Raw genomic sequence first — 21685 nt, 5'->3', positions numbered from 1 at the left:
GCACTGCGGCCGATAGTGGTGCATTCACTGGAGAAGGATGTCCTTGAAGATCATGAAGCTGAGCGAGTTCCAGTTTGAGTGCGATATCCAGGCTGATCGCAAGGAGTATCAGTGCTACAGGGATGACCCGGCATCTGGCGAAAGCCCGGTGTACCTGCTGGTCAGCCTCGCGCGGCTGCGGGAGGCCCTGCGCGGGGATTCCCTTTGGGCTGATACGAAGGCGCATCGAGACGACGAAACATTCAAACCCTGGAAGTACGAACGGGCCGTTTCTACGCTGGCGGCCGGAGAGGAAATCTATACCCCCTGGTTGATCTTCCGGGAGGGGCGGATCCGTGTGATGGACGGCAGACATCGCCTGTATGCGCTGATTGACCATGGTTTCACGCACGCAAGGGTGGTGACAGATCCCTGGCACGCTCCGGCGGCTCGGACACTGGTCGAGCGGGAAGATGGCGGGCCGGGTGACAGCGGTCGACAGGAGTACCTGGACACGAGGGCAGCAGGCAAGGATCAAGGCGTTGCAGAATGACAGGACGCGCCGGCGCCTGGACAGATCCCCGCGGCGCTGGCCGAAGACTCCCGCATGAAGAAGGTACAATCCCGATGAACATCCCGGCGTCCCCCAACGACCTGGTGACGCTGTTGTCCGCGTTCCCGAAGACGACACTGCCATCGTCGCTGCCACTTTTCCATGGCGGTGCATTCGCGCCCGGCACGCCACTGTCCGAGATCGCGCACGGCATGTGGTTTTCCACGGATTCCGACCTTGCCAAGCAGTACGCGCGCTATGGCAGCGCAGGCACTCCCACGTTCCTGTTGGAAGTGATGGCCCATCGCGAACTTTCAGTCATTGTGCTCCCGAACGCACCGCTGACAGTGCTCCGCAAGCACTACGTGCCCTATCTGCCGCGTCACGCCGAGATGCACCGGGACCTTGCGGCGAGCTTCAAGGCGATGGCCGTGGATGGCATGGCATTCACGGACCCGTCACTGCACGCTGCCGGCTTCACAGAGGTGTTCCTCGCCGGGATACAGCACCTCACCTCAGTTGTTTCGCATGATCGCGTCGAGGCAGCAGATCCATTCTGATCCCGGCGGTTCATGGTGTCAGCCCGCGTTGGCTTCTGCACCGCGGTCATGCATCCCGCGCAGCTTCTTCTTGTTGATCTTGCCCACGCTGGTGCGCTCGATGGAATCCACGAAACTGACGCGTTCCGGAATCGCATAGCGTGAGATGTCGCCTGCGCGGCTGCGGGCGGCGATCAGTTCGATGATCTCGGCCTCGGTCACGTCACTGCCCGGCTGCCTGACCACCAGCGGCAGCGGCCGCTCGCCCCATTTCGTATCTGCGATTCCGATAACCGCCACTTCGCTGACCGCCGGATGCAGCGCGATGATGTCTTCCAGTGCCAGCGACGAGATCCACTCGCCGCCGGTCTTGATCACGTCCTTGATGCGGTCGGTCACGCGCAGGTAGCCGCCTCCGTCGATGTTGCCGATGTCCCCGGTATGCAGGTAGCCGCCCGCCCACAGCGCCTCGGACGCCGCCGGATCGTGCAGGTAGCCTTCGGTCAGCCAGGGCGCGCGTACCACCACCTCGCCGGTGGCAATGCCGTCGTGGGCAACCTCGTTCATGTCGGGGTCGACGATGCGCAGCTCGACCAGCGGCACCGGTATGCCGGCCTTGGTGCGCAGCGAGAGAACCTCATCCGCATCGGTCACGGCCTCGGCATCGATCTGGGCGACGGTCAGCAGCGGGCAGGTCTCCGACATGCCATAACCACCGAAGATGTCGATGCCGCGTGCCAGTGCCCGTTGCGCCAGTGCACGCGGCAGGGCCGCCCCACCGATGATCACCTTCCAGTGGGCCAGATCGGTGTCCGCTGCAGCGGGATGCTCCAGCAGCATGTGCAGGATGGTCGGTACGCAGTGCGAGAAGGTCACCTTCTCGCGCGCGATCAGTGCCAGCAGGTTGGCAGGCAGGTAGCGCCCCGGGTACACCTGCTTGATGCCCAGCAGTGTGGCCACATAGGGCAGGCCCCAGGCATGCACATGGAACATGGGAGTAATCGGCATGTAGACATCACCGCGATGCAGGCGCCCCTGGGTGGCTGCACTGCCCAGCGCGGCCATGCCGGTCAGCGAATGCAGGACCAGTTGCCGGTGGCTGAAATGGACGCCCTTGGGCAGGCCGGTGGTCCCGGTGGTGTAGAACATCGTGGCACGGGTGTTCTCATCGAAGTCCGGGAACTGCGTGACTGCAGGGGCGGCGCGCAGGCCAGCCTCGTATTCGGTCACGAAACCCTCCGGCAATGGGCCGACGACATCCTCCAGCAGGATGCGCGTGCGCAGATCCGGCAGCTGCTCGTCAATGCCGTCCAGTATCGGCAGGAACTCGCGATGGGCGAGGAGTACCCGCGCGCCGCTGTGGTTGAGCGTGTAGGCGATCTGTTCGGGGGCCAGGCGCACGTTCACCATCATCAGCACCGCGCCGATCATCGGCACGGCGAAGTAGGCCTCCAGGTAGCGGTTGCTGTCCCAGTCCATCACCGCCACGGTATCGCCGTGCCTGACCCCGAGCGAGGTCAACAACCCGGCCAGCCGGCCGATGCGCGCCTGCAGCGTCCGGTAGTCGAAGCGGACCGAATCGCCATAGACGATCTCCTGGCCTGGGTTCACCGCCAGTGGCGTGTGCAGCAGCTGCTTGATCAGCAGCGGACAGGTGGAGGCGCCGGCAGCAGCGGGGAATGACATGGGGTGTCCTCGTGGACGACGTATCGGTGGCCGCCCTTCATACCGCCACACTAGCCGCGCGCCCACGCGGCGCCAGCGTACCTAGGTACGCCTCCCCGCGGCGGGGCGATTTGCTACTCTCGCCTGCACATGCCAACCCTGCTCATCGCCGACGATCACCCCTTGTTCCGCGCGGCCCTGCATCGTGCGGCCGAAGAGGCGGTGGCCGACCTGCAGATCAGTGAAGCCGATTCACTGGACGGCGTGCTTGACGTGCTCGAGCGCCAGCCGATCGACCTGATGCTGCTGGACCTGCACATGCCAGGCAACCACGGCCTGGCCGGACTGGCCACGCTGCGCGCGTTGCAGCCGGGGCTGGCGATCATCATCGTTTCGGCCAATGAAGAGCCGCAGGTAATCCGCCGTGCCATCGACCTCGGCGCCGCCGGCTATCTGCCCAAGAGTTCAGGCCTGAACGAACTGCAGTCTGCGCTGCAGTCCGTGCTGGAAGGAGAACGCTGGATACCTTCACTGCTGCGCGAACCGGTGGCCCGGGTAGCGGCGTTCAGCAAGGATGCCGACCTGGCCGCGCGCCTGGCGAGCCTGTCGGCGCATCAGTACCGGGTGCTGAGCCTGGTGGCCGAAGGCCTGCTCAACAAGCAGATTGCCGACCGGCTCGGGGTGCAGTTGCGCACGGTGAAGGCCCACATGACACGCATCATGGAGCGGCTGGGAGTCCGCAATCGGGCGCAGGCGATCCGCGTGCTGCATGAAATGGGCCTGGCCGACCCCTCCCGGCAGATTGAAGACGCAGCAGAGCGCTGACCGCTCAGGGCGCTGTCGCTGCGGCAGAGGCCAGCAGGTGGTTGATCGCCCAGCGCAGCGCCAGTGGCTTGAAGGGCTTGCTCAGCAATGACAGCCCCGCGCCGCGCACCGCCTCACGGGTCTCGGCGCCGGTGTCGGCACTGAGGATCACCGTGGGCCGTGGCCCGTGCGCTGTAGCCAGGCGCGTGAACAGTGCCACGCCGGTATCGCCGTCATCGAGGTGGTAGTCGAACAGCCACAGTGCCGCATCGTGCGCCGACGCATCGATGCCTTCGGCGCCGTGCAGGGCGATGACATCGCAGCCCCAGGACAGCAGCAGCTGCTGTATTGCCGCCAAGGCGTCGGCATCGTTGTCGACCACCAGCACACGGGTGCCCCTGAGGGTGCTGCCGGCGTTGGCCGGCGGTTCGATCCGCGGTGCCACCGGTGCTGCACTGCGCGCCACGCTGACCGAGAACACCGAACCGCGATTGACTACGCTGCGCAACTGCAACGGTGCGTGCAGCAGGGCCGCGATGCGTTGCGCGATGGTCAGCCCCAACCCCAGGCCCTGGCCATTGCTGCGGTCCACCCGATGGAATTCCTCGAATACCACCGCCTGCTGCTCGGCTGCGATGCCGGGCCCGGTGTCGTGCACACCGATGGACAGGCATTGGCCGTGGCGACGCACGCCCAGCAGAACGCCGCCGTGGCGGGTGTAGCGGATGGCATTGGCCAGGAAGTTCTGCAGCACGCGGCGCAGCAGCAGCGGATCGCTATGCACCCAGGCGTGGGTGCGCAGGTACCGGAACTGCAGGCCGCGCGCCGCTGCCAGTACCGCAAATTCCTGCGCCAGCGGGTCCAGCACGGTTGAAAGTGCGAACGGGCGCGGATCGGCCACCAGCCCGCCGGCTTCCAGTCGGGAGATGTCCAGCAGGCCGGACAGCAGGTCATCGGTGGAATCCAGCGCACCTCGGATCTGGCGCAGGAAACTGTCCAGAAAGACGGATTCGATGTGCTGCGACATGGCATCGGTCAGCAGCTGTGCGGCGTGCAGGGGTTGCATCAGATCGTGGCCGACGGCCGTCAGGAACCGGGTTTTGGCCGCGTTCGCGCGCTCGGCGTCCTGTACCGCCTGCTGCAGCCGGGCGGTACGGTCCTGCACGCGCCGCTCCAGGGTTTCGTTGCTGCGCTTCAGTGCATCCTCGGCGCGACGGAACGCGGTGACATCGGTGAAGGTGGCTACGTAGCCGCCACCGGGCATCGGGTTTCCGCGGATCTCGACGATGGTGTTGTCCGGGAAGACCCGCTCGGAGAGATGCGGGGTGCCGCGTTGCATGTGCGCGACGCGACGCTGCAGGGCCTGCTGCGGAGAGTCAGCGGGGCCCTCGCCGATCTTCAGCTGCGCCAGTGCCCAGGCGGTGAGGTTGACCACCGGCTGCCCGACCTGCAGCAGTTCCGGAGGAAACCGGAACAGCGCAGCGTAACGGGTGTTCCAGGCCACCAGCTGCAGCTGCGCGTCAACCACGCTGATGCCCTGGCTCATGTTTTCCAGCGCCGCTTCCAGCAGGCGCTGGTTGAAGCGCAGCACCTGGGTCGCTTCGCCCACGGCACGGGTCACCGCGTCCAGCGGCGCGGCGCCCCCGTCGCGTGCGGCCTCAACCAGCAGGCGCGCCATGCCGGCGCCGACCACGGCGGTCAGCTCACGTTCGACGGCAGTGACCCGGTCGTCATCCAGCAACTGCCCCGCATCTCCCGCCAGCAACTGGCGCGCACGCTCCTGGCCGAGGAAGCGGCCGGCGGTCTTCCGCAGCGTGGCCGCCGCCACCGCGTCGCGCCGACGTGGCAGCGAAGGGCGCACGGCCCGCGATACCAGGGCAACGGTGAGCAGGTTGACCGCCAGGCTTGCGCCCATGCTGATGGCGATGTGGCCGGGCTGCATCCGCAGCGAAACCACCGTCAGCCAGTGCAGGCCCTCGGCGCTGGCGGCCGGCGCAGGAAGCACCATCGGCAGCAGTACCAGCCACAACCAGGCCAGCGAACCCAGCACGATGCCCGCGACGATGGCCGGGGAGGGCGTGCGTGGGCGGTACACCGCCAGCACCACCGCCGGCGCCAGCTGCGAGAGCGCGGTGAAGGACATCAGGCCGAAATCACTGAGCGCCTCGGTATCGCTCATTGCGCGGCTGTACAGCCACGACATCAGGAACACGGCAAGGATGCCGGCACGGCGGAACGCCAGCACGCGCGGACGCAGGTCGGCATGCGCCACGCCGCCCTCGAAGCCACTGATCAGGCGCGAACCGAAGCCGTGGTTGCCGAGCATGATCGACAGGGTCAGCCCGGACAGGATCATCATGCCGGTTGCCGCGCTCAGGCTGCCCAGGTAGGCCAGCAGCGCCAACAGGTGGTGGCCACCGGCCTGCGGCAAGGCCAGCACGTACAGGTCGGGCGTCACCGACGCCGGCAGCTGCGCGGATCCGGACAATGCCATCGGCACCGACGGCAGCCCGATCAGCAGCAGGTAGACCGGAAACATCCAGCGTGCGGTTTTCAGGTCCGAGCTCTGGCGCAGTTCCACCACCCCGACATGGAACTGGTGGGGCAGGGTAAAGGCAGAGATCGCGCCCAACGCGACCATGGTGAGGTAGTCCGGGACGATGGCCGGTGGCGGCAGCTGCGCCATCCTGTCCAGCAGCGGCATGCCGGACCGGTGCACCGACAATGCCGCATACAGGCCAATGGCCAGCAGCGCGGCCAGCTTCAACAGTGATTCCAGGCCCAGTGCAACCACGATGCCACGGTTCGGTTCGGTGGCCGACGCCTTGCGCGCGCCGAACAGCAGGGTGAAGGCCGCCATCGTCAACGCGAACCAGAACGACATGTCCAGGTGCGCGCCGGCCGGTGCGAAGCGATCGCCAAGCAATGCCCCCAGTCCCTGGCTGACGGCTTTCAGCTGCAGTGCGATGTAGGGAATGATGCCGAACAGTGCAACCAGGGTGATGGTGAATCCGAGGCCGCGATCTGCTCGCAGCCGGGCCACCACCAGGTCGGCGATGGTGGCGCTGTTGTGCTGCTTGGCCAGGCGCCCCAGCCGCACCAGGAAGGGCAGGCCGAAGGCGAAGATCAGCGCCATCCCGGCCAGGGTCGGTGGAATCGGAAAGCCCCATTGCAGGCCCTGCGAAGCGGCGCCGTAGTAGGTCCATGCGGTGCAGTGCACCGCCAGCGACAGCGCATAGATGGCCGGCCACGCGCGCGCCAGCCGGTGCCCCTGGCGCTCGCCCCACAGGGCCACGCCAAACAGCAGTACGGTCCACGCAATACAGGCGAACAGGACGACAGTAGGCGTCAACATCGCTCCAGTGTAGGCAGGGAGCCGGGCAGGCGGGTGCTACGGGGCAAGCACGATCAATGACAGCTGCTCAGCAACCAGTGCCAGCTCGCCATCGTCAACGCGTTCGACGGCCTTGCGCTGGGTGAGCAGCCACTGCCCCGGCTGGCGCGCATCCAACGACACCAGCTGCGAGCGCGCCCGTACCTCGGTGCCGCTGGGTACCGGCGCCAGGAAGCGGACCTTGTTCAGGCCGTAATTGAGTACCTGGGCGATACCGGGGAATCTGGCCAGGGCCGCCACGTCGTCCTGCACGGTGAGCGAGAGCAGCAGGAAACCGTGCGCGATGGTGCGCCCACCGGGCAGCTCCGCCTGCGCGCGCCGCGGATCGACGTGGATCCAGTTGTGGTCGCCAGTGGCGTCGGCGAAGGCGTCGATCGTTGCCTGCGTGATGTGCATGCCGGTACCCACGCGTTCCTCCGCGGCCCACCGCTGCAGGGCCTGCAGCGCACTGGGCAGCGCGTCCGCTACAGGGCCGCTGCTCATCGCACACGCTCCAGCAGGGCCAGGATCGCATCGCGTGCTTCAGGCTCGGACAACATCGGCGCATGGCCGACGTCGGGCACTTCGACCAGGCGGGCACGCTCCGATGTCGCCGCCATCTGCCGGGCAACATCGGCCGGCAGGATATCGGACAGCGCACCGCGCACCACCAGCACCGGCACCCGTGCGGTCAGCCCGCGTACTGCGCGCCACAGCACGGGGCGCAGCAGCCACAACAGCCAGGGGCGGGTGGTGCGGATCACCGCCGGGTCGTAGTCCAGTTCCAGCAGCCCATCGCTGCGCGGGCGGAAGGTACGCACCGCCATCGCCCGCCAGTCATCGGTGCTGAAGCGCGGGAAGGCGGCCTTGCCGATCGACGCCACATAGGCCGTGGCCTGCTCCAGGTCCATCGGCGGCACCGGCTTGCCGGCGTACTTGCCGATCCGCGCCAGCGCTTCGCGCGGCACTTTCGGGCCGGCGTCGTTCAGCACCGCGGCGGAAATCAGCTGCGGTGCGCGCGAGGCGAGGGTGATGGTAACCAGCACGCCCAGCGAGGTACCGACGAACACCGCCTTGTCGATGTTCTGCGCGCGCAGCAGCGCCACCATGTCATCTGCATAGGTGCGCGGGTTGTAGCTGGACGGATCATGCGCACGTTCTGATCCGGCGCGGCCACGCAGGTCGACGGCGATCACGCGCCAGCCCACGGCAGTGAGGATGCCGGCGAGCGCATCGAAATCGGCGCCATTGCGGGTCAGGCCGGGGATGCAGACCACCGTGCCGCGGGCCGCCTGCCCGGTATCCGGTGCATGGTCACGCGCGTGCAGGCGCAGGCCATCGTCGCTGTTCCAGTACAGATCTACGTAAGACTGCATCATGCACGGGGCTTCCTGGAAATCGTATCGGATGCTCTAGAAATCGTAACGGACGCTGAGGCTATATTGGCGTGGCGGGCCGTAGAAGCCAATCAGCGTGCCGACCGCCGGGATGTTGTAGCCGGTGGTGCGGTACTCCTTGTCGGTCAGGTTGGTGCCCTGCAGCGAGAAGGTCCAGGCATCATCCAGACGCCAGATCACGCCGGCATTGACCAGCCCGTAGCCGTCCTGGCGGATCACCGGGCTCAGGTCGGTGGTCGGCCACACTTCGCTCTGGTAGCTGTAGCTCACCCGTGCCGACAGGTTGCTGCCGTTGGCCAGCTCGGTGCGGTATTCCACGTTCAACGCACCGGAGAATTCCGGCGCATTGGTGAACTTCATCTGCCGGGCCACGTTGACGCCACGGTCCAGGTACTCGTCGTACTTGGTGTCCAGCCAGGCCAGGTTGCCGGAGATCAGCCAGTGCTGGGTGGGCAGGTACTGGTATTCGACCTCGAGGCCCTTGACGGTGCCGGCGCCGGCATTTGTGAAGTCGCCGAAGAAGGAATCATCGATGCCATCGCCATTGGTATCCAGGCCGGTGAACACCGACAGCTGGATGTCCTTGTACTTGTTGTAGAAGGCCGACAGGTTCAGGAACAGGCGCTGGTCGAGGAAGGCGATCTTGCTGCCGACCTCGTAGCTGTCCACGGTCTCGTCGTCGAACGGCTCGGCCGAGCGCGGCACCGCCACCGCGTTGGCGCGGATGTTGTAGCCACCGGACTTGAAGCCGCGCGTGGCCAGGCCGTAGACCATGATGTCCGGGGTGATCTGGTAGTCCAGCGAGACCTTGGGCGAGACATTCTTGAAGTTGGTCTTCTTGTCGAAATCCGCGGTGACCGCCACCGGCCGGCTGAAGCCCGGGTCGGCATAGAGGCGGTTGAGCACGATCGCGCGCTTGTCCTCGTCGGTGTAGCGGGCGCCGACGTCCAGCTTGAGCCTGCTGGTCAGGTCGAAGGTCCAGTCCGCATACAGCGCGATGCTGTCTGTCAGCACCTTGCCCTGGTTGTCGGCGAACTGCGCGCTGAAGTAGTTGTTCTGGATCTGGCCGCCGGCCTCGCCACTGAACTGATACAGGCCAACCACGCCGCGCACGCGGCCGCCCGCATCGTAGTTCAGCTGCACTTCGTTGCTGACCTGGTTGTCGTTGTAGGTGCCGCTGACGTCGGCCAGCTTGACCGGCGTGGTGTCGAAGTCGATGTTGGCCTCGCTGTCCGATTCGCGCTTGGCCACCACGTACTTCACTGCGATGTCCTCGTTCGGCCGCCAGTTCACCGTGGCCGACGCGCCCTTGGTCTCCACGTTGTTGAGGTTGCGCATGCCTGAGCGGATGTCGTAGCGGCTGTCCATCGGCGGGTAGAGGCGCAGGAACGGGTTCGGCGCCAGCATCTTCGAGCCACGCATGCCGGACTGGTCGTCGATCCAGTCCAGTGCGAACTGCACGTCGAAGTCGTCGCCCGCATAGGCGCCAAGATTCAGGCGTGCCGCGTTGACCTGCTTGTCGCTGACCGGTTGGCCATTGATGGTGTTTTCGCCAAAGCCATCGTGATTCATGCTGGCCACCGCCACGCGCGCGCGCAGGCCGCTGTCGGCGCCGCCGATCGGGCCGCCGATGGCCGCCTTGGCATCGAGCTGGCTGTAGTTGCCCACGGTGATCTGGGCGAAGCCCTCGGTCTGGGTGGGCAGGCCGCGCGAGATGTACTTGATCGCGCCGCCGATGGTGTTCTTGCCGTACAGCGTGCCCTGCGGGCCGCGCAGCACCTCGATGCGCGAGACATCGAATACGTCCAGCAGGGCGCCCTGCGGGCGCGCGATGTAGACGTCATCCAGATAGATGCCCACGCCCGGGTCGGCGCCCCAGGTCGGGTCGGACTGGCCGATGCCGCGGATATAGGCGGTGACCGTGCTGCTGGCGCCGCGCGCGGCGTAGATGGTGAGGTTGGGCACCTGCGCATCCAGGTCGCTGATGTCCTGGACATTCATCCTGTCCAGCGCTTCGGAAGTAAAGGCGGTGACCGCCACCGGCACTTCCTGCAGGGTTTCCTCGCGCTTGCGGGCGGTGACCTTGATGCTGTCCAGGTTGGTCGGCGAGGCGGACCGGCCGGCCGGCGGCGCTTCCTGTGCCAGTACCGGCCCTGCGGCCAGCCATGCGCCGATCATGAGACTCAAACCGTTCCGCTTCATCCACTCCTCCCCCAGGCATGTCCGTATTGATGGCCGCTAGCCATCCCTGCAGCCAAGGCTAGCGGTGTCATCCGCCGCCAGCGAGTGGACCTAGGTCCAGTCGGCAGTGGCCATGGGATGCGGATACTGGGGGCGCCCCCAGCCGGGAACGCTCCCCGGTACGCCTTCATCCACGACCCACGCAGGAGGATCTGGTCATGAACTCCACAATCGATTCGATCAAGCGGGTGCTGCTGATGCTGTGCCTCTGCCTGGCAGCGGGCAGCGCTTCCGCTGCAGGCCCGGCCGGACATTGGGACATCGGCCTGTACGGCAATCTGTTCGGCGCCCGCGAGTACCAGGTCTGGGTACCTGCCGGCTACGACGACGCCCAGCCGCTTCCGCTGCTGCTGGTGCTGCACGGCTGCGTGACCGGGCCGAACCTGATGGGCGAGGCCTCGGGCTTCAACGATGTGGCCGATACCGAGGGCTTCATCGTGGTGTACCCACGACAGAACGTCACCGCCAACCCGGCACGTTGCTGGAACTGGCAGCTGCCGATCAACCAGGCGCGCGACAGCGGCGAAGCGGCGATCCTGGCCGGCATCGTGGACAAGGTGAAGGCGGGCTACAGCGTTGATCCGCACCGCGTCTACGTCACCGGCATTTCCGCCGGCGGTGCGATGACCTCGATCATGCTGGCCTGCTACTCGGACGTGTTTGCCGCCGGTGCCATCCATTCCGGCGGCATGTTCAAGGGCGCGACCACGATTTCCGGCAGCGCCTATGCACTGCTGGCAGGCAGCATCTACTCGCCCGACAGCAACGGCCGGCTGGCCTGGCAGTGTTCCGGATCGCCGTCGCCGCGACCGCTGCCGGTACTGGTGTTCCATGGCAGCGCCGATCTCACCGTCAACCCGGTGAACGGCCAGCAGGCCGTGCGCCAGTTCCTGCAGACCAACGATCTGGCCGATGACGGCCAGGACAATGACTCGGTGAAGTATGTGCCGACCAGCACCCATCACGGCCAGGTACCGGGCGGGCGCGCGTACACGGTCGACACCTACACCTATGGCGGGCGCACGCTGGCGCAGCACTACGTGGTGCAGGGCATGGGGCATGCCTGGAGTGGCAGCCAGTCCGGCTTGCCGTTCACCGATCCGAAGGGCCCGGACGCCACGTTGATTACCTGGCTGTTCCTGAAGGATTACCAGCGCTGAGACTGGGCCCGCGCAGTCGGGTGCTCCGCTCCGCCAGGAAGCGCTTGGGCGGGGCACCCACGGTCTTGCGGAACATGGTCACGAATGCGCCCGCGCTGTCGTAGCCCAGCTCATCCGCAATAGCCTGGACGGTCTTGCCGCCGGCCAGCATCGGCAACGCGACCACCACGTGCATCTGCCGGCGCCAGCGCCTGACGCTCAGGCCGGTTTCACCGGAGAACAACCGGGACATGTTGCGCTCGCTCATGCCGATCCGGCCGGCCCAGACGCCCAGCGTTGCCCGCTCGGCGGGCGCGGCCAACATCGCACTGGCCAACCGGCGCAGCCTCGGCTCGCACGGCATCGGCAGGTGGATCCACTCCGGTGGCGCGGCAATGAGTTCGTCTAGGAGCACCGCCATCAGCCGCGCTTGTGCGCTGCCGTGCTCGTACTGTTGGGGGTGATCTGCCACGCGTTCGAGCAGGGCGTGCATGAACGGGGTGATCGCCATCGTGCAGCACTGCGCGGGCAAACCCGGTACCGCTCCGGGTTCAACGAACACGACGAATCCATGCGGCTTTCCGCTGCTGCTGGCCCGATGGGTCAGCCCGCCCGGAATCCACACCGCCCCCTGCGGTGGAACCACCCAGAGGCCGGCATGGGTTTCCAGTGTGATCAACCCACGCGTGGCGACCATGACCTGTGCCTTCCGGTGTTCATGGAAAGGCATTTCCCAGGCATCGGGAATGGGTTCCAGCCCAAGCACCATTACCGGCAGGTCAATCCGATCGGGGTAGTCGGGACCGACCTCGTCCTGCCCTGCAAGCGAAATCGTCACTTCGTTACCCGCCCGGTGCGCGTCGGGCCGGCCCTGTAGTAGCGTTCAGGCCTCGTCACGTGCCTGCTCCGGTTCGCGCCTGTGCCAGACGCAGATGAAGCCCATCAGGACGTGGACGATCGGCGGGTCAGCACGTGGGGTGGCGACGGCCGCGGTGGTGTCGCTCATGAGGGCATCCTCTGTGGTGGAGGATGACAAGCGTATTCGGCTGCCGGAACGGGGTCATTCGACAGTTCCGCCAGGTGATTCATCAATCCGGCCAAAGCCGTGCAGGCGCCCGGCGGGTGCATGCGTGCGCGCCAATCCGCTATGTTGTGCGCTCTTTCCGCACCCCTGAAACGCCAACGCATGGAAGCTCCCTTGAAGACGATGCGGTACAGGCCCCGGCTGCCGGTCTTGCTGATGTCCAGCGCGCTCCTGCTGGCCGGGTGCGGAGGGCAGAAGCCCTCGGCGGATCTTCAAGCAGATATCGATGAAGTGGCGCAGACCCTGGCCGAGCAGCCCCTGCTGCACTCGGCCTCCATCGCGGTGGTACACCGGGGCAGGAGTTTCATCGGTCATCGCGGCCAGATGGTGGAAGGCAGCCCAGGCGCACCGACCGATGCAACGATCTACGAGATCGGCTCGCTGAGCAAGACGCTGGCAGGCACGCTGATGGCCGACGCGGTGCTGGACGGCCGGCTCAGCCTGGATGACGACGTCCGCACGTTCCTGCAGGGCAACTACCCGAACCTGCAATATCAGGGGGAGCCCATCCGGGTCCGCCACCTGCTGTCGCACACCAGTGGGCTGCCGAACATGCTGCCCGAGCGCGCAAACACGGTGCTGGAAGACTTCACCGATCACCGCACGCCCGCTGAGCTCAACGCGCTGTACGCGCACTACGGCAAGCCGGAGTTCCTGAGGGATCTGCACGCCGTACGGATCCCGCGCGCGCCCGGCAAGGAGTACGCATACTCCAGCGCCGGGACCGAACTGACCGCGCACATCCTGGAGGTGATCCACCAGCGAGACTACCAGTCACTGCTGCGTGGCTTCTTCAGCGACGCCGCCGCGATGACCGGCCTCAGGATCAGGCTGGACGATGCCGATGCTTCGCGGCTGGCGGTCGGCTACCACAGTGACAATCCGGTACCGACCACGCCGATGCCGCCGTTGCCATGGGGTGCCTCGGGCGGTGTGAAGGCTACTGTCCCCGAGATGGTGAAGTACCTTCAGTTCCAGCTGGCCAATGGGCCGGTGGTAAAGGAATCACATCGCGCTTTGGCCCGGTTCGACGATGAGTTCAGCGTCGGCTACTTCTGGAACATCGTCGCTGGCGATCGCCAGAAGGGCGTCTACTACGCCCACCATGGCGGCGTCCCCCGATCGCAGTGCTACATCTACATCATGCCGAAGCACGACCTGGGCATCTTCGTCATCACCAACCAGAGCGGCGACCAGACCGCGCGTGCCATGGAAGCGGCGATCGATACGCTGGTCGGAAAAGTGGTCGCACGCGAAGCGTTAGCGCCTCGGGCAGGGTAAGGCAGCGCACGGCTACAGCAGCAACAGGGCGCCGATCAGTGCGGGCGGCATCACCAGCGCGCCAACGCGCAGGAAGTCGAGCGCGCTGACATGCTCGCCTTCGCGGCGCAGCGCTACCAGCCACAGCATCGTGGCCAACGAGCCGGTCACCGACAGGTTGGGGCCCAGGTCCACGCCCACCAGCAGCGCGGCCCGGGTCTGGGCCGGCAGCTCGGCCATCTGGCCCAGCGATCCGGCTGCCAACCCCACTGGAAGATTGTTGGCCACGTTGCTCAGCAGCGCGGCAGCGCCCCCGGCCAGCCAGCTGGCCTGCCCGGGCGATGCCTGTACCAGGGCCTGCAATGCACTGGCCGTGCTCTGGATGGCACCGGTCTGTGCCACGGCTTCCACCAGCACGAACAGGCCAGCCACCAGCGGCAGCACGCCCCACGACACGTGGCGCAGCATCGGCAGCGGGCTGCGGCGCTGCCGGATCGCCACCACGGCGACGCTGAGCGCCCCTGCACAGAACGTGGCCAGGCCCAGCGGGCCGTTCAGCGCGGAGGTCACCAGCAGCACGCTGCCGGTGAACAGGACGCCCAGCGCGCTCAGCCGGCCGCCGTCGGTCAGCGGCCGATGCTCCGGTGCCGCCACCAGCGGCTGGGCGATCTCGTGCCGATGGACCCAGCGCAGCACCAGGTAGGTGGCGCCGATCGCGGCCAGCGAGGGCAGTGCGAACTGCGCCAGCCACTGCAGCAGCGGCGGCATGTGCTGGCCGTACACCACCAGATTGGCCGGATTGGAAATGGGCAGCACGAAGCTGGCCGCATTGGCGATGAACGCGCAGACGAACAGGTAGGGCAGCGGGTTGGCACGCGCCGCCCGGCAGGCGGCGTAGACCGCGGGGGTCAGCACCACGGCCGTGGCATCGTTGGACAGAAACACCGTCACCAGCGTGCCGACCAGGAACACCAGATCGAACAGGCGCCGCCCCGAGCCGCGCGCATGCCGCACCGCATACAGCGCCAGCCAGTCGAACAGGCCTTCGCGACGGGCAAGCTCGGCCAGCACCATCATGCCGACCAGGAACAGATAGACGTCACGACCCTCGGCCACCGCACCCCAGGTCATGTCCAGCGATACCGCACCCAGCAGCGGCAGCAATGCGGCAGCCCCCAGCGCCCACACGTATTCCGGAATGCGGAACGGACGGAACAGCAGGCCGACCGTGGCCACGGCCACAGCCGCCCAGATCAGCAAGGGTGAGTTGGAAGCGGGCATCGGGCGGGGGATCTCGGCTGCGCCGGCACGCTACCAACAGCAGCGCGCCCGCTGCACCCACAGCAGTTCGGAGGGAGGCGGCATCATACCCTGCGAACCGTGTTGCAGCGGGCAACCACGCCCGGGCCGGGATCAGGCCGAGAGTTCCTCGCGCACGATCCTCGCGCCTTCGCTGAGCGCGCGCAGCTTGCCCCGGGCGACATCGCGGGCCAGCGGCGCCATGCCACAGTTGGTGCTCGGGTACAGCTTGTCGGCATCGACGAACTGCAGCGCCCTGCGCAGGGTGCTGGCCACTTCCTCGGCCGTTTCCACAGTGCTGGAGGCCACATCGATGGCGCCGACCATCACCTTCTTGCCGCGCACCAGTTCGATCAGGTCGATCGGTACGTGCGAGTTGTGGCATTCCAGCGAGATGATGTCCAGGCTGGACGTCTGCAGCTTCGGGAACGATTCCTCGTACTGGCGCCACTCCGAGCCCAGCGTCTGCTTCCAGTCGGTGTTGGCCTTGATGCCGTAGCCGTAGCAGATGTGCACGGCGGTTTCGCACTTCAGTCCTTCAACCGCCCGTTCCAGCGCGGCCACGCCCCAGTCGTTCACTTCGTCGAAGAACACATTGAAGGCCGGCTCGTCGAACTGGATGATGTCGACGCCGGCCGCCTCCAGCTCCCTGGCTTCCTCGTTGAGGAGCTTCGCGAACTCCCACGCCAGCTTCTCGCGGCTCTTGTAGTGCGCGTCGTACAAGGTGTCGATCATGGTCATCGGGCCGGGCAGGGCCCACTTGATCGGCTGCGAGGTCTGCCGCCGGAGGAACTTCGCATCCTCCACGAACACCGGCTTCGGGCGGCTGACCGCGCCGACCACGGTGGGCACGCTGGCATCGTAGCGGTTGCGGATGCGCACGGTCTCGCGCTTCTCGAAATCGACGCCGCTGAGGTGCTCGATGAACGTGGTCACGAAGTGCTGCCGGGTCTGCTCACCGTCGCTGACGATATCGATACCGGCATGCTGCTGTTCCTGCAGGGACAGGCGCAGCGCGTCCTGCTTGCCTTCGGTCAAGGCGTCGTCCTGCAGCTTCCAGGGCGACCAGAGCTTTTCGGGCTCGGCCAGCCAGGAGGGCTTGGGCAGGCTGCCGGCGGTGGAGGTGGGGAGCAGTTTCTTCGTCGACATTGCGTGTTGTTTCCTGGGGGCGAATGGAAATCGATGGATCAGCGGGCAGCCCACTGCTCAAGCACGGCGCGGTACGGCTTGATGAAGTGCTCTTCGGTGAACCGGCCCTGCTTGACCGCCAGCTGGCTGCGCTCTTCGCGGTCGTAGACGATGCGGGTGGAGGAATAGTCCTGGTGCTTCAGGCTGGGCTGGTAGACCTTGCCGGCCACCGAGTTGGCGTTGTAGATCTCCGGGCGGTAGATCTTCTGGAACGCTTCCATGGTGCTGATGGTGCCGATCAGCTCCAGGTTCGAGTAGTCGCCCAGCAGGTCGCCGCGGAAGTAGAACGCCAGCGGCGCGACGCTGCCCGGCGGCATGAAGTAGCGCACCTGCAGGCCCATCTTGTCGAAGTACTGGTCGGTGGGGGAGAACTCGCCCTGCCGGTACTCCACGCCCAGGATCGGGTGATGGTTCTCGGTGCGGTGATAGGTCTTGCTGCTGGACACGCTGATGCAGATCACCGGCGCCTTGCTGAAGTTGGCACGGTAGGCGTCCGACGCCAGGAAGTGCCTGAACAGCTTGCCGTGCAGGTCGCCGAAGCCGTCCGGAATGCCGAAGGTGGCCTTGCCCTCGTTGCTGGCCGGCAGCACCACGCTGAAGTCGTAATCGCGCACGTAGGACGAGAAGTTGTTGCCGACGATGCCTTCGGTGCGCGTGCCGGTCTGCGTGTCAACGATGGTCGGCCGCAGCACTTCGATCAGCGGGAACGGATTACTGCCATCGCCGCCGTCGATGTGCATCTCCACCGAGATGATGTCCAGCTCGACCGCGTAACGGTCGGCATTGGGGTTGTCCCAATGGGCCAGGTCGTTGAAGCGGTTGTTGATCATGCTGATCGTGTTGCGCAAGTTTTCCTGCCGCGAGGCACCACGGGCCAGGTTGGCGAAATTGGTGGTGATGCGCGTGCCATCAGCGGGCTGGTAGTCCTCGTTGAAGGGGATGCGCGTGATGCTGAAGGTAAAGTCGTCGGTCGTCATGGGGGGCGTTCCGGGTTGCGGGGTCACATCCGAATGCCGCTCTGCGGCATTCGGCATTCAAAGGGCTGCTGCAATCTCGGCGGTGGCCGGCGCGACGCGATGGGACAGGGCAAGCAGGGGCAGCGCCCGCTGTACCGCCAGCCGTGCCCGCTGCATCAGCGCCTCGTTGTGCACGCGGCCATCGGCGAAATCGCGGTCGGTGGCATAGACGCCCAGCGGCAGGGTGCGGGCCTGGAAGAAGCTGAAGAGCGGCCGCAGCTGGTGGTCGATCACCAGCGCGTGGCGTTCGCTGCCGCCAGTGGCGGCCAGCAGGATGGGGGTATCGACCAGCGCGTCCTGGTGGATGAAGTCGAAAAAGTGCTTGAACAGCCCCGTGTAGGAGCCGCGGTAGACCGGCGTGGCCACCACCAGCACGTCGGCCTGCTCGACCGCGGCCAGCTGCCGCTCCACCGCCTCGGGCAGCTGCGAGCGCCACAGCGCACCGGCGAGCTGCGGCGCCAGCTCGCCCAGCTCGATCAGGTGCGGTTCGCAGGCAATGTCTTCGCCGATCAGGTCCAGCAGGTGCTCGGCCAGGGTTGCAGCCCGCGAGGGGCGCTGCAGTCCGCCGGAAACGGCGACGATACGGAGGGGGCGGGTCATCGGATTGCTTTCAGCTGGGGAGGGGCTGCTTCGGGTGGTCTGCGCGGACGCAGTCCTGCAGGCCGGCGGGGTGGCCGGGCGTACAGGCAACCGAAGGCATGAGCCGATGCTAGCCATGCCCTTCCATGACGTAAAATGGTATTACTTCACCAATCCATGAGCGGGATTCATCATCATGCTGGAGCGGATCCACCTCAGCATCGTGCAGCAGGTCGAGCAGCAGGGCTCGTTGACCGCCGCTGCCGGCGTCCTCAACCTGACCCAGTCGGCGCTCAGCCACAGCATGAAGAAGCTGGAGCAGCAGCTCGGTACCGATGTCTGGTTGCGCGAAGGCCGCAGCCTGCGCCTGACCCAGGCCGGGCAGTACCTGCTGGCGGTGGCCAATCGCGTGCTGCCGCAGCTGGACCTGGCCGAGGAGCGATTGGGCCAGTTCGCACAGGGCGAGCGCGGCGCGCTGCGCATCGGCATGGAATGCCACCCCTGCTACCAGTGGCTGCTGAAGATCGTCTCGCCCTACCTGGCCGCGTGGCCGGACGTGGACGTGGACGTCAAGCAGAAGTTCCAGTTCGGCGGCATCGGCGCGCTGTTCGGCTACGAGATCGACCTGCTGGTCACGCCCGATCCGCTGCTCAAGCCCGGCCTGAAGTTCGTGCCCGTGTTCGACTACGAGCAGGTGCTGGTGGTGGCCAGCAGCCATGCCCTGGCCAGGGTCGACCACGTAAAGCCGCGCCAGCTCGGCCAGGAGGTGCTGATCAGCTACCCGGTGCCGTTCGAGCGGCTGGACATCTACAACCAGTTCCTGCTGCCGGCCGGCATCACGCCGCGTCGCCACAAGACCATTGAAACCACCGACATCATGATGCAGATGGTGGCCAGCGGGCGCGGCGTCGCCGCCATGCCGCGCTGGCTGGTGGAAGAGTACGCCGCACGCATGGACGTGGTGCCGGTGCGCCTGGGTGCGAAGGGCATACCCAAGCAGATCTACCTGGGGGCACGCGAGGCGGACACCACCATCGACTACCTGCAGGCCTTCGTCGAACTGGCCCGCAACAGCACGCCCATCGCCAGCAACGTGCGCGGGGGCGGGTGATGTCCGCACGTGCGCCTGCCCAGGCAGCGGCTTTCATCAACAGGTATTCGCTGGAGGTCGGCGCGAAGGCCCTGCCTGCGTTGCGCGCCGAAGCAGATCGCATCCCGCCGGGCACGACCATTTCCATTCCGTACCTGGCAAGCGAAGACGACAACGCGCGGCTGGCAGCGGCACGCATCGTGCGCCAGCTGGGTTTCGAGCCGATGCCACATCTGTCGGCGCGCCGCATCGAGTCGCGGGCTGCGCTTGAGCGTTTCATGCAGCGTGCCGCGAGCGAGGCCGGGGTGGAACGATGCCTGTTGATCGCCGGCGATCTGGCGGCGCCGGCCGGGCCGTTCGCCGACAGTACCGCGATCATCGACACCGGCATTCTCGAAGGCTCCGGCATCAAGGTGGTCGCCATTGGTGGGCACCCGGAAGGCCATCATGTGATGGGCAGTGGCGAACGCTGGCAGGTGCTTGAACGCAAGTGCCAGGCCATCGAAGCACGGCGCATGGCGCCGCTGATCATCACCCAGTTCGCCTTTGATGCCGACATCGTTCTGGCCTGGCTGGACGCACTGCGTTCGCACGGCATCCGCGTTCCGGTGCTGGTCGGCGTGCCTGGGCCGGCCAGCATCACGCGGCTGGCGCGCTACGCCGCGATGTGTGGCGTGGGAGCCAGTGCTTCGATGCTGGCGCGCTACGGCATCTCGATCGGTCGCTTGCTGGGAACGGCCGGGCCTGAGGTGTTTGTCGACCGTCTCGTGCGGGGGCTGACCGACGCCCATGGCGCGGTCAGTCCGCACTTCTTCCCGTTTGGCGGCATCGCAGCATCGCTGGCGTGGATCGAGCGCTACCGACGGCACGCACCGGCGTCCAGCCCCTCATAGGCCATCAGTCATGGCGGCCGGGCCGCGTTCGCGGCAGCCCGGCACCGCTACACTGCGGCATCGACTCGTGAGGTAGGTAGATGCCCAGCGCCATCCTGCAGTTCTCCATGGAGTGGAAGCGGTCAGTGCTGAGGGCGGTTTCCGCAGCGGCGGGTTCGCTGGTGTTGCTGGCCGGCATCGCCGGGCAGGCGAGGGCGGCCGCTGGCCCGGCCGAGATCGCGCAGCTGGTGGACAGCTATGCAGCGAATCGTGATTTCAACGGCGTCGTGCTTGTCGCCCAGCACGGGCGCATCCTGTATCGGGGCGCCCATGGACTGGCCAACCGCGAATGGCAGGTGCCGAACGTCGAGGATGGAGTTTTCCGCATCGGCTCGTTGAGCAAGCCGATCACCGCCATCCTGGTGATGCAGCTGGTGCAGGAAGGCACATTGCGGCTGGACGGCACACTGGGCGAGTACCTGCCCGCGCTCTATGCCGGCACGCCCGCAGCTGCGGTCACGGTGGCACAGCTGTTGAATCACACGTCCGGCATTGCCGACCTGCCGCGCAGTTACGAAGACCCGTGGTGGCAGACGCAGGCCCGGCTCTCCCTGGCGCCCGATGACTTCGCCAAAGCGTGGATTCCTGGCACGCTGCAGAGCGCGCCGGGGGCCGAGTGGCGCTACAACAACAATGGCTACTTCCTGCTCGGCCTGATCATCGAGAAGGCGACGGGCGCCAGCTACGAAGCCAACCTGCAGCGCCGGATCCTGGACAAGGCCGGCATGACCAACAGCGGGCTGTACCGCGCCAGCGCACTCATTCCGCGCCTGGCGACCGGCTACCAGACCCGGCCGGACTTCAGCCTGGCGCGCCCGATGCCCATCGATCCGAGCGTCTCGTTCTCGGCCGCCGGCCTGTACTCCACCGTTGACGATCTGCTGCGGCTGGACCAGGCCCTGCAGGATGATTCGCTGCTGAGCGCGCCTTCGCGGCAGGCCATGTGGACCAACCATCGCTCGGGCTATGGCTACGGCTGGGAAGTGGAGAACTGGCCCTTGCCTGCAGGTGGCAGCTACCCGGTGGAATCGCATACAGGCAGCGTTCCGGGCTACCAGACCTACTGGCTCCGCGCCGGGCAGGACCAGTCGGTGGTGATCGTGCTGGACAACTATTGGCAGGGCGAAACCGCAGCGAGCCTCGGCAAGCAACTGATGGGCGTGCTGCACGGCATGCCGGTTACCCTGGCCCGGAAGAATCTGGGCACCCTGTTGGTGCCGGCCGCACTGTCATCGGGTGTGCCGGGCATGACCCGCGCCTATGAGGCACTGGGGCCTGCGGCCAGCCAGTACGACACCTCCGAGCAGGCGCTGAACTCACTGGGCTATCGGCTGTTGAGGATGAAGCGCGTGCCGGAATCAGTGGCCGTGTTCCAGTGGAATGCGCGCGCGCACCCGCAATCGGCGAATGTGCATGACAGCCTGGGCGAAGCCTACCGGGCCAATGGCCAGCGCAAGCAGGCGATCAACAGCTACCGCACGGCGGCGGCGCTGGCGCCCAATGATGCGCGCCTGCGCGCCGTATTGAAGGAGCTGGAACAGGAGTAG

At 66.5% G+C, this 21685-nt stretch carries 19 protein-coding genes; 8 read left to right on the top strand and 11 right to left on the bottom strand.

The features are described 5' to 3' along the window. The first annotated feature begins 37 nt into the window (after positions 1–37). On the top strand, positions 38–532 hold the full coding sequence (locus tag N5C18_RS14100) for a hypothetical protein (protein ID WP_279944831.1): 495 nt from the start codon (positions 38–40) through the stop codon (positions 530–532). Between the two features lie 74 nt (positions 533–606). After that, the gene (locus N5C18_RS14095; protein WP_053508523.1) at positions 607–1092 is read left to right on the top strand and encodes a hypothetical protein; all 486 of its coding nucleotides are present in this window, start codon (positions 607–609) and stop codon (positions 1090–1092) included. Between the two features lie 18 nt (positions 1093–1110). On the opposite strand, the gene N5C18_RS14090 is transcribed toward N5C18_RS14095, so the two are convergent. Next, the gene (locus N5C18_RS14090; protein WP_053508521.1) at positions 1111–2757 is read right to left on the bottom strand and encodes a fatty acid--CoA ligase; all 1647 of its coding nucleotides are present in this window, start codon (positions 2755–2757) and stop codon (positions 1111–1113) included. 129 nt (positions 2758–2886) lie between these two features. Between N5C18_RS14090 and N5C18_RS14085 the strand changes: the two genes are divergently transcribed. Then, positions 2887–3561, top strand: a complete 675-nt coding sequence (locus N5C18_RS14085) for a response regulator transcription factor (RefSeq protein WP_053508519.1) — start codon at positions 2887–2889, stop codon at positions 3559–3561. A gap of 4 nt (positions 3562–3565) precedes the next feature. Here the strand turns inward: N5C18_RS14085 and N5C18_RS14080 are convergent, their stop codons facing one another. From N5C18_RS14080 to N5C18_RS14065, 4 genes are read right to left on the bottom strand one after another with little or no spacing between them, the layout of a single operon-like run. Next, positions 3566–6895, bottom strand: coding sequence for a PAS-domain containing protein (locus N5C18_RS14080; RefSeq protein WP_279944828.1), 3330 nt, complete (start codon positions 6893–6895; stop codon positions 3566–3568). Positions 6896–6931: 36 nt separating this feature from the next. Next, a complete protein-coding gene (locus tag N5C18_RS14075) occupies positions 6932–7417 on the bottom strand; it encodes a MaoC family dehydratase (protein WP_279944827.1) in 486 nt (161 codons plus the stop codon). Further along, positions 7414–8292, bottom strand: coding sequence for an alpha/beta hydrolase (locus N5C18_RS14070; RefSeq protein ID WP_279944826.1), 879 nt, complete (start codon positions 8290–8292; stop codon positions 7414–7416). Before N5C18_RS14070 ends, N5C18_RS14075 begins: the two co-directional genes overlap by 4 nt. A 33-nt stretch (positions 8293–8325) precedes the next feature. Further along, a complete protein-coding gene (locus N5C18_RS14065) occupies positions 8326–10488 on the bottom strand; it encodes a TonB-dependent receptor (RefSeq protein ID WP_279944825.1) in 2163 nt (720 codons plus the stop codon). Positions 10489–10709: 221 nt separating this feature from the next. Here N5C18_RS14065 and N5C18_RS14060 point away from each other — a divergent pair, with 221 nt between their 5' ends. Further along, positions 10710–11711, top strand: a complete 1002-nt coding sequence (locus tag N5C18_RS14060) for a PHB depolymerase family esterase (protein WP_279944824.1) — start codon at positions 10710–10712, stop codon at positions 11709–11711. On the opposite strand, the gene N5C18_RS14055 is transcribed toward N5C18_RS14060, so the two are convergent. Continuing rightward, positions 11677–12528 carry a helix-turn-helix transcriptional regulator gene (locus N5C18_RS14055; protein WP_279944823.1) on the bottom strand — a complete coding sequence of 284 codons (852 nt, stop codon included), beginning with the start codon at positions 12526–12528 and terminating at the stop codon, positions 11677–11679. The genes N5C18_RS14060 and N5C18_RS14055 overlap by 35 nt on opposite strands. A gap of 45 nt (positions 12529–12573) precedes the next feature. Further along, on the bottom strand, positions 12574–12696 hold the full coding sequence (locus N5C18_RS14050) for a hypothetical protein (RefSeq protein WP_258010859.1): 123 nt from the start codon (positions 12694–12696) through the stop codon (positions 12574–12576). Between the two features lie 120 nt (positions 12697–12816). Between N5C18_RS14050 and N5C18_RS14045 the strand changes: the two genes are divergently transcribed. Beyond that, complete coding sequence (locus N5C18_RS14045; protein WP_279944822.1) at positions 12817–14055, top strand: serine hydrolase; 1239 nt, start codon at positions 12817–12819, stop codon at positions 14053–14055. Between the two features lie 12 nt (positions 14056–14067). On the opposite strand, the gene N5C18_RS14040 is transcribed toward N5C18_RS14045, so the two are convergent. From N5C18_RS14040 to msuE, 4 genes are all read right to left on the bottom strand, one after another. After that, complete coding sequence (locus N5C18_RS14040; RefSeq protein WP_279944821.1) at positions 14068–15315, bottom strand: arsenic transporter; 1248 nt, start codon at positions 15313–15315, stop codon at positions 14068–14070. Between the two features lie 132 nt (positions 15316–15447). Next, positions 15448–16482 (bottom strand): methionine synthase, encoded by a 1035-nt coding sequence (locus N5C18_RS14035; RefSeq protein WP_006446276.1) that lies wholly within the window; start codon positions 16480–16482, stop codon positions 15448–15450. A 38-nt stretch (positions 16483–16520) separates the two neighbouring features. Next, the gene (locus tag N5C18_RS14030; protein ID WP_279944819.1) at positions 16521–17498 is read right to left on the bottom strand and encodes a DUF1852 domain-containing protein; all 978 of its coding nucleotides are present in this window, start codon (positions 17496–17498) and stop codon (positions 16521–16523) included. A gap of 57 nt (positions 17499–17555) precedes the next feature. Continuing rightward, the gene (gene msuE / locus N5C18_RS14025) at positions 17556–18137 is read right to left on the bottom strand and encodes an FMN reductase (protein ID WP_164241253.1); all 582 of its coding nucleotides are present in this window, start codon (positions 18135–18137) and stop codon (positions 17556–17558) included. Between the two features lie 175 nt (positions 18138–18312). Here msuE and N5C18_RS14020 point away from each other — a divergent pair, with 175 nt between their 5' ends. The 3 genes from N5C18_RS14020 to N5C18_RS14010 all read left to right on the top strand — a co-directional run bounded on the left by N5C18_RS14020 (position 18313) and on the right by N5C18_RS14010 (position 21685). After that, complete coding sequence (locus N5C18_RS14020; RefSeq protein ID WP_053449798.1) at positions 18313–19227, top strand: LysR family transcriptional regulator; 915 nt, start codon at positions 18313–18315, stop codon at positions 19225–19227. Beyond that, positions 19227–20099 (top strand): methylenetetrahydrofolate reductase, encoded by an 873-nt coding sequence (locus N5C18_RS14015; protein ID WP_279944818.1) that lies wholly within the window; start codon positions 19227–19229, stop codon positions 20097–20099. The genes N5C18_RS14020 and N5C18_RS14015 overlap by 1 nt, the downstream gene beginning before the upstream one ends. A gap of 80 nt (positions 20100–20179) precedes the next feature. Further along, the gene (locus N5C18_RS14010; RefSeq protein WP_053508492.1) at positions 20180–21685 is read left to right on the top strand and encodes a serine hydrolase; all 1506 of its coding nucleotides are present in this window, start codon (positions 20180–20182) and stop codon (positions 21683–21685) included.

Origin of the sequence: Stenotrophomonas sp. GD03930 (assembly GCF_029839665.1) — a bacterium.
Lineage (GTDB): Bacteria > Pseudomonadota > Gammaproteobacteria > Xanthomonadales > Xanthomonadaceae > Stenotrophomonas > Stenotrophomonas forensis.
This window is presented reverse-complemented; position numbering and strand designations above follow the sequence as displayed.

Bases quoted from the DNA above. Each gene is read 5' to 3' on its own strand.
- N5C18_RS14050 (WP_258010859.1), bottom strand. From the start codon at position 12,696: ATGAGCGACACCACCGCGGCCGTCGCCACCCCACGTGCTGACCCGCCG.
- N5C18_RS14010 (WP_053508492.1), top strand. From the start codon at position 20,180: ATGCCCAGCGCCATCCTGCAGTTCTCCATGGAGTGGAAGCGGTCAGTG.
- N5C18_RS14060 (WP_279944824.1), top strand. From the start codon at position 10,710: ATGAACTCCACAATCGATTCGATCAAGCGGGTGCTGCTGATGCTGTGC.
- N5C18_RS14030 (WP_279944819.1), bottom strand. From the start codon at position 17,498: ATGACGACCGACGACTTTACCTTCAGCATCACGCGCATCCCCTTCAAC.
- N5C18_RS14040 (WP_279944821.1), bottom strand. From the start codon at position 15,315: ATGCCCGCTTCCAACTCACCCTTGCTGATCTGGGCGGCTGTGGCCGTG.
- N5C18_RS14065 (WP_279944825.1), bottom strand. From the start codon at position 10,488: ATGATCGGCGCATGGCTGGCCGCAGGGCCGGTACTGGCACAGGAAGCG.
- N5C18_RS14100 (WP_279944831.1), top strand. From the start codon at position 38: ATGTCCTTGAAGATCATGAAGCTGAGCGAGTTCCAGTTTGAGTGCGAT.
- N5C18_RS14095 (WP_053508523.1), top strand. From the start codon at position 607: ATGAACATCCCGGCGTCCCCCAACGACCTGGTGACGCTGTTGTCCGCG.
- N5C18_RS14070 (WP_279944826.1), bottom strand. From the start codon at position 8,292: ATGATGCAGTCTTACGTAGATCTGTACTGGAACAGCGACGATGGCCTG.
- N5C18_RS14075 (WP_279944827.1), bottom strand. From the start codon at position 7,417: ATGAGCAGCGGCCCTGTAGCGGACGCGCTGCCCAGTGCGCTGCAGGCC.
- N5C18_RS14015 (WP_279944818.1), top strand. From the start codon at position 19,227: ATGTCCGCACGTGCGCCTGCCCAGGCAGCGGCTTTCATCAACAGGTAT.
- N5C18_RS14035 (WP_006446276.1), bottom strand. From the start codon at position 16,482: ATGTCGACGAAGAAACTGCTCCCCACCTCCACCGCCGGCAGCCTGCCC.
- msuE (WP_164241253.1), bottom strand. From the start codon at position 18,137: ATGACCCGCCCCCTCCGTATCGTCGCCGTTTCCGGCGGACTGCAGCGC.
- N5C18_RS14090 (WP_053508521.1), bottom strand. From the start codon at position 2,757: ATGTCATTCCCCGCTGCTGCCGGCGCCTCCACCTGTCCGCTGCTGATC.
- N5C18_RS14020 (WP_053449798.1), top strand. From the start codon at position 18,313: ATGCTGGAGCGGATCCACCTCAGCATCGTGCAGCAGGTCGAGCAGCAG.
- N5C18_RS14045 (WP_279944822.1), top strand. From the start codon at position 12,817: ATGCGTGCGCGCCAATCCGCTATGTTGTGCGCTCTTTCCGCACCCCTG.
- N5C18_RS14085 (WP_053508519.1), top strand. From the start codon at position 2,887: ATGCCAACCCTGCTCATCGCCGACGATCACCCCTTGTTCCGCGCGGCC.
- N5C18_RS14080 (WP_279944828.1), bottom strand. From the start codon at position 6,895: ATGTTGACGCCTACTGTCGTCCTGTTCGCCTGTATTGCGTGGACCGTA.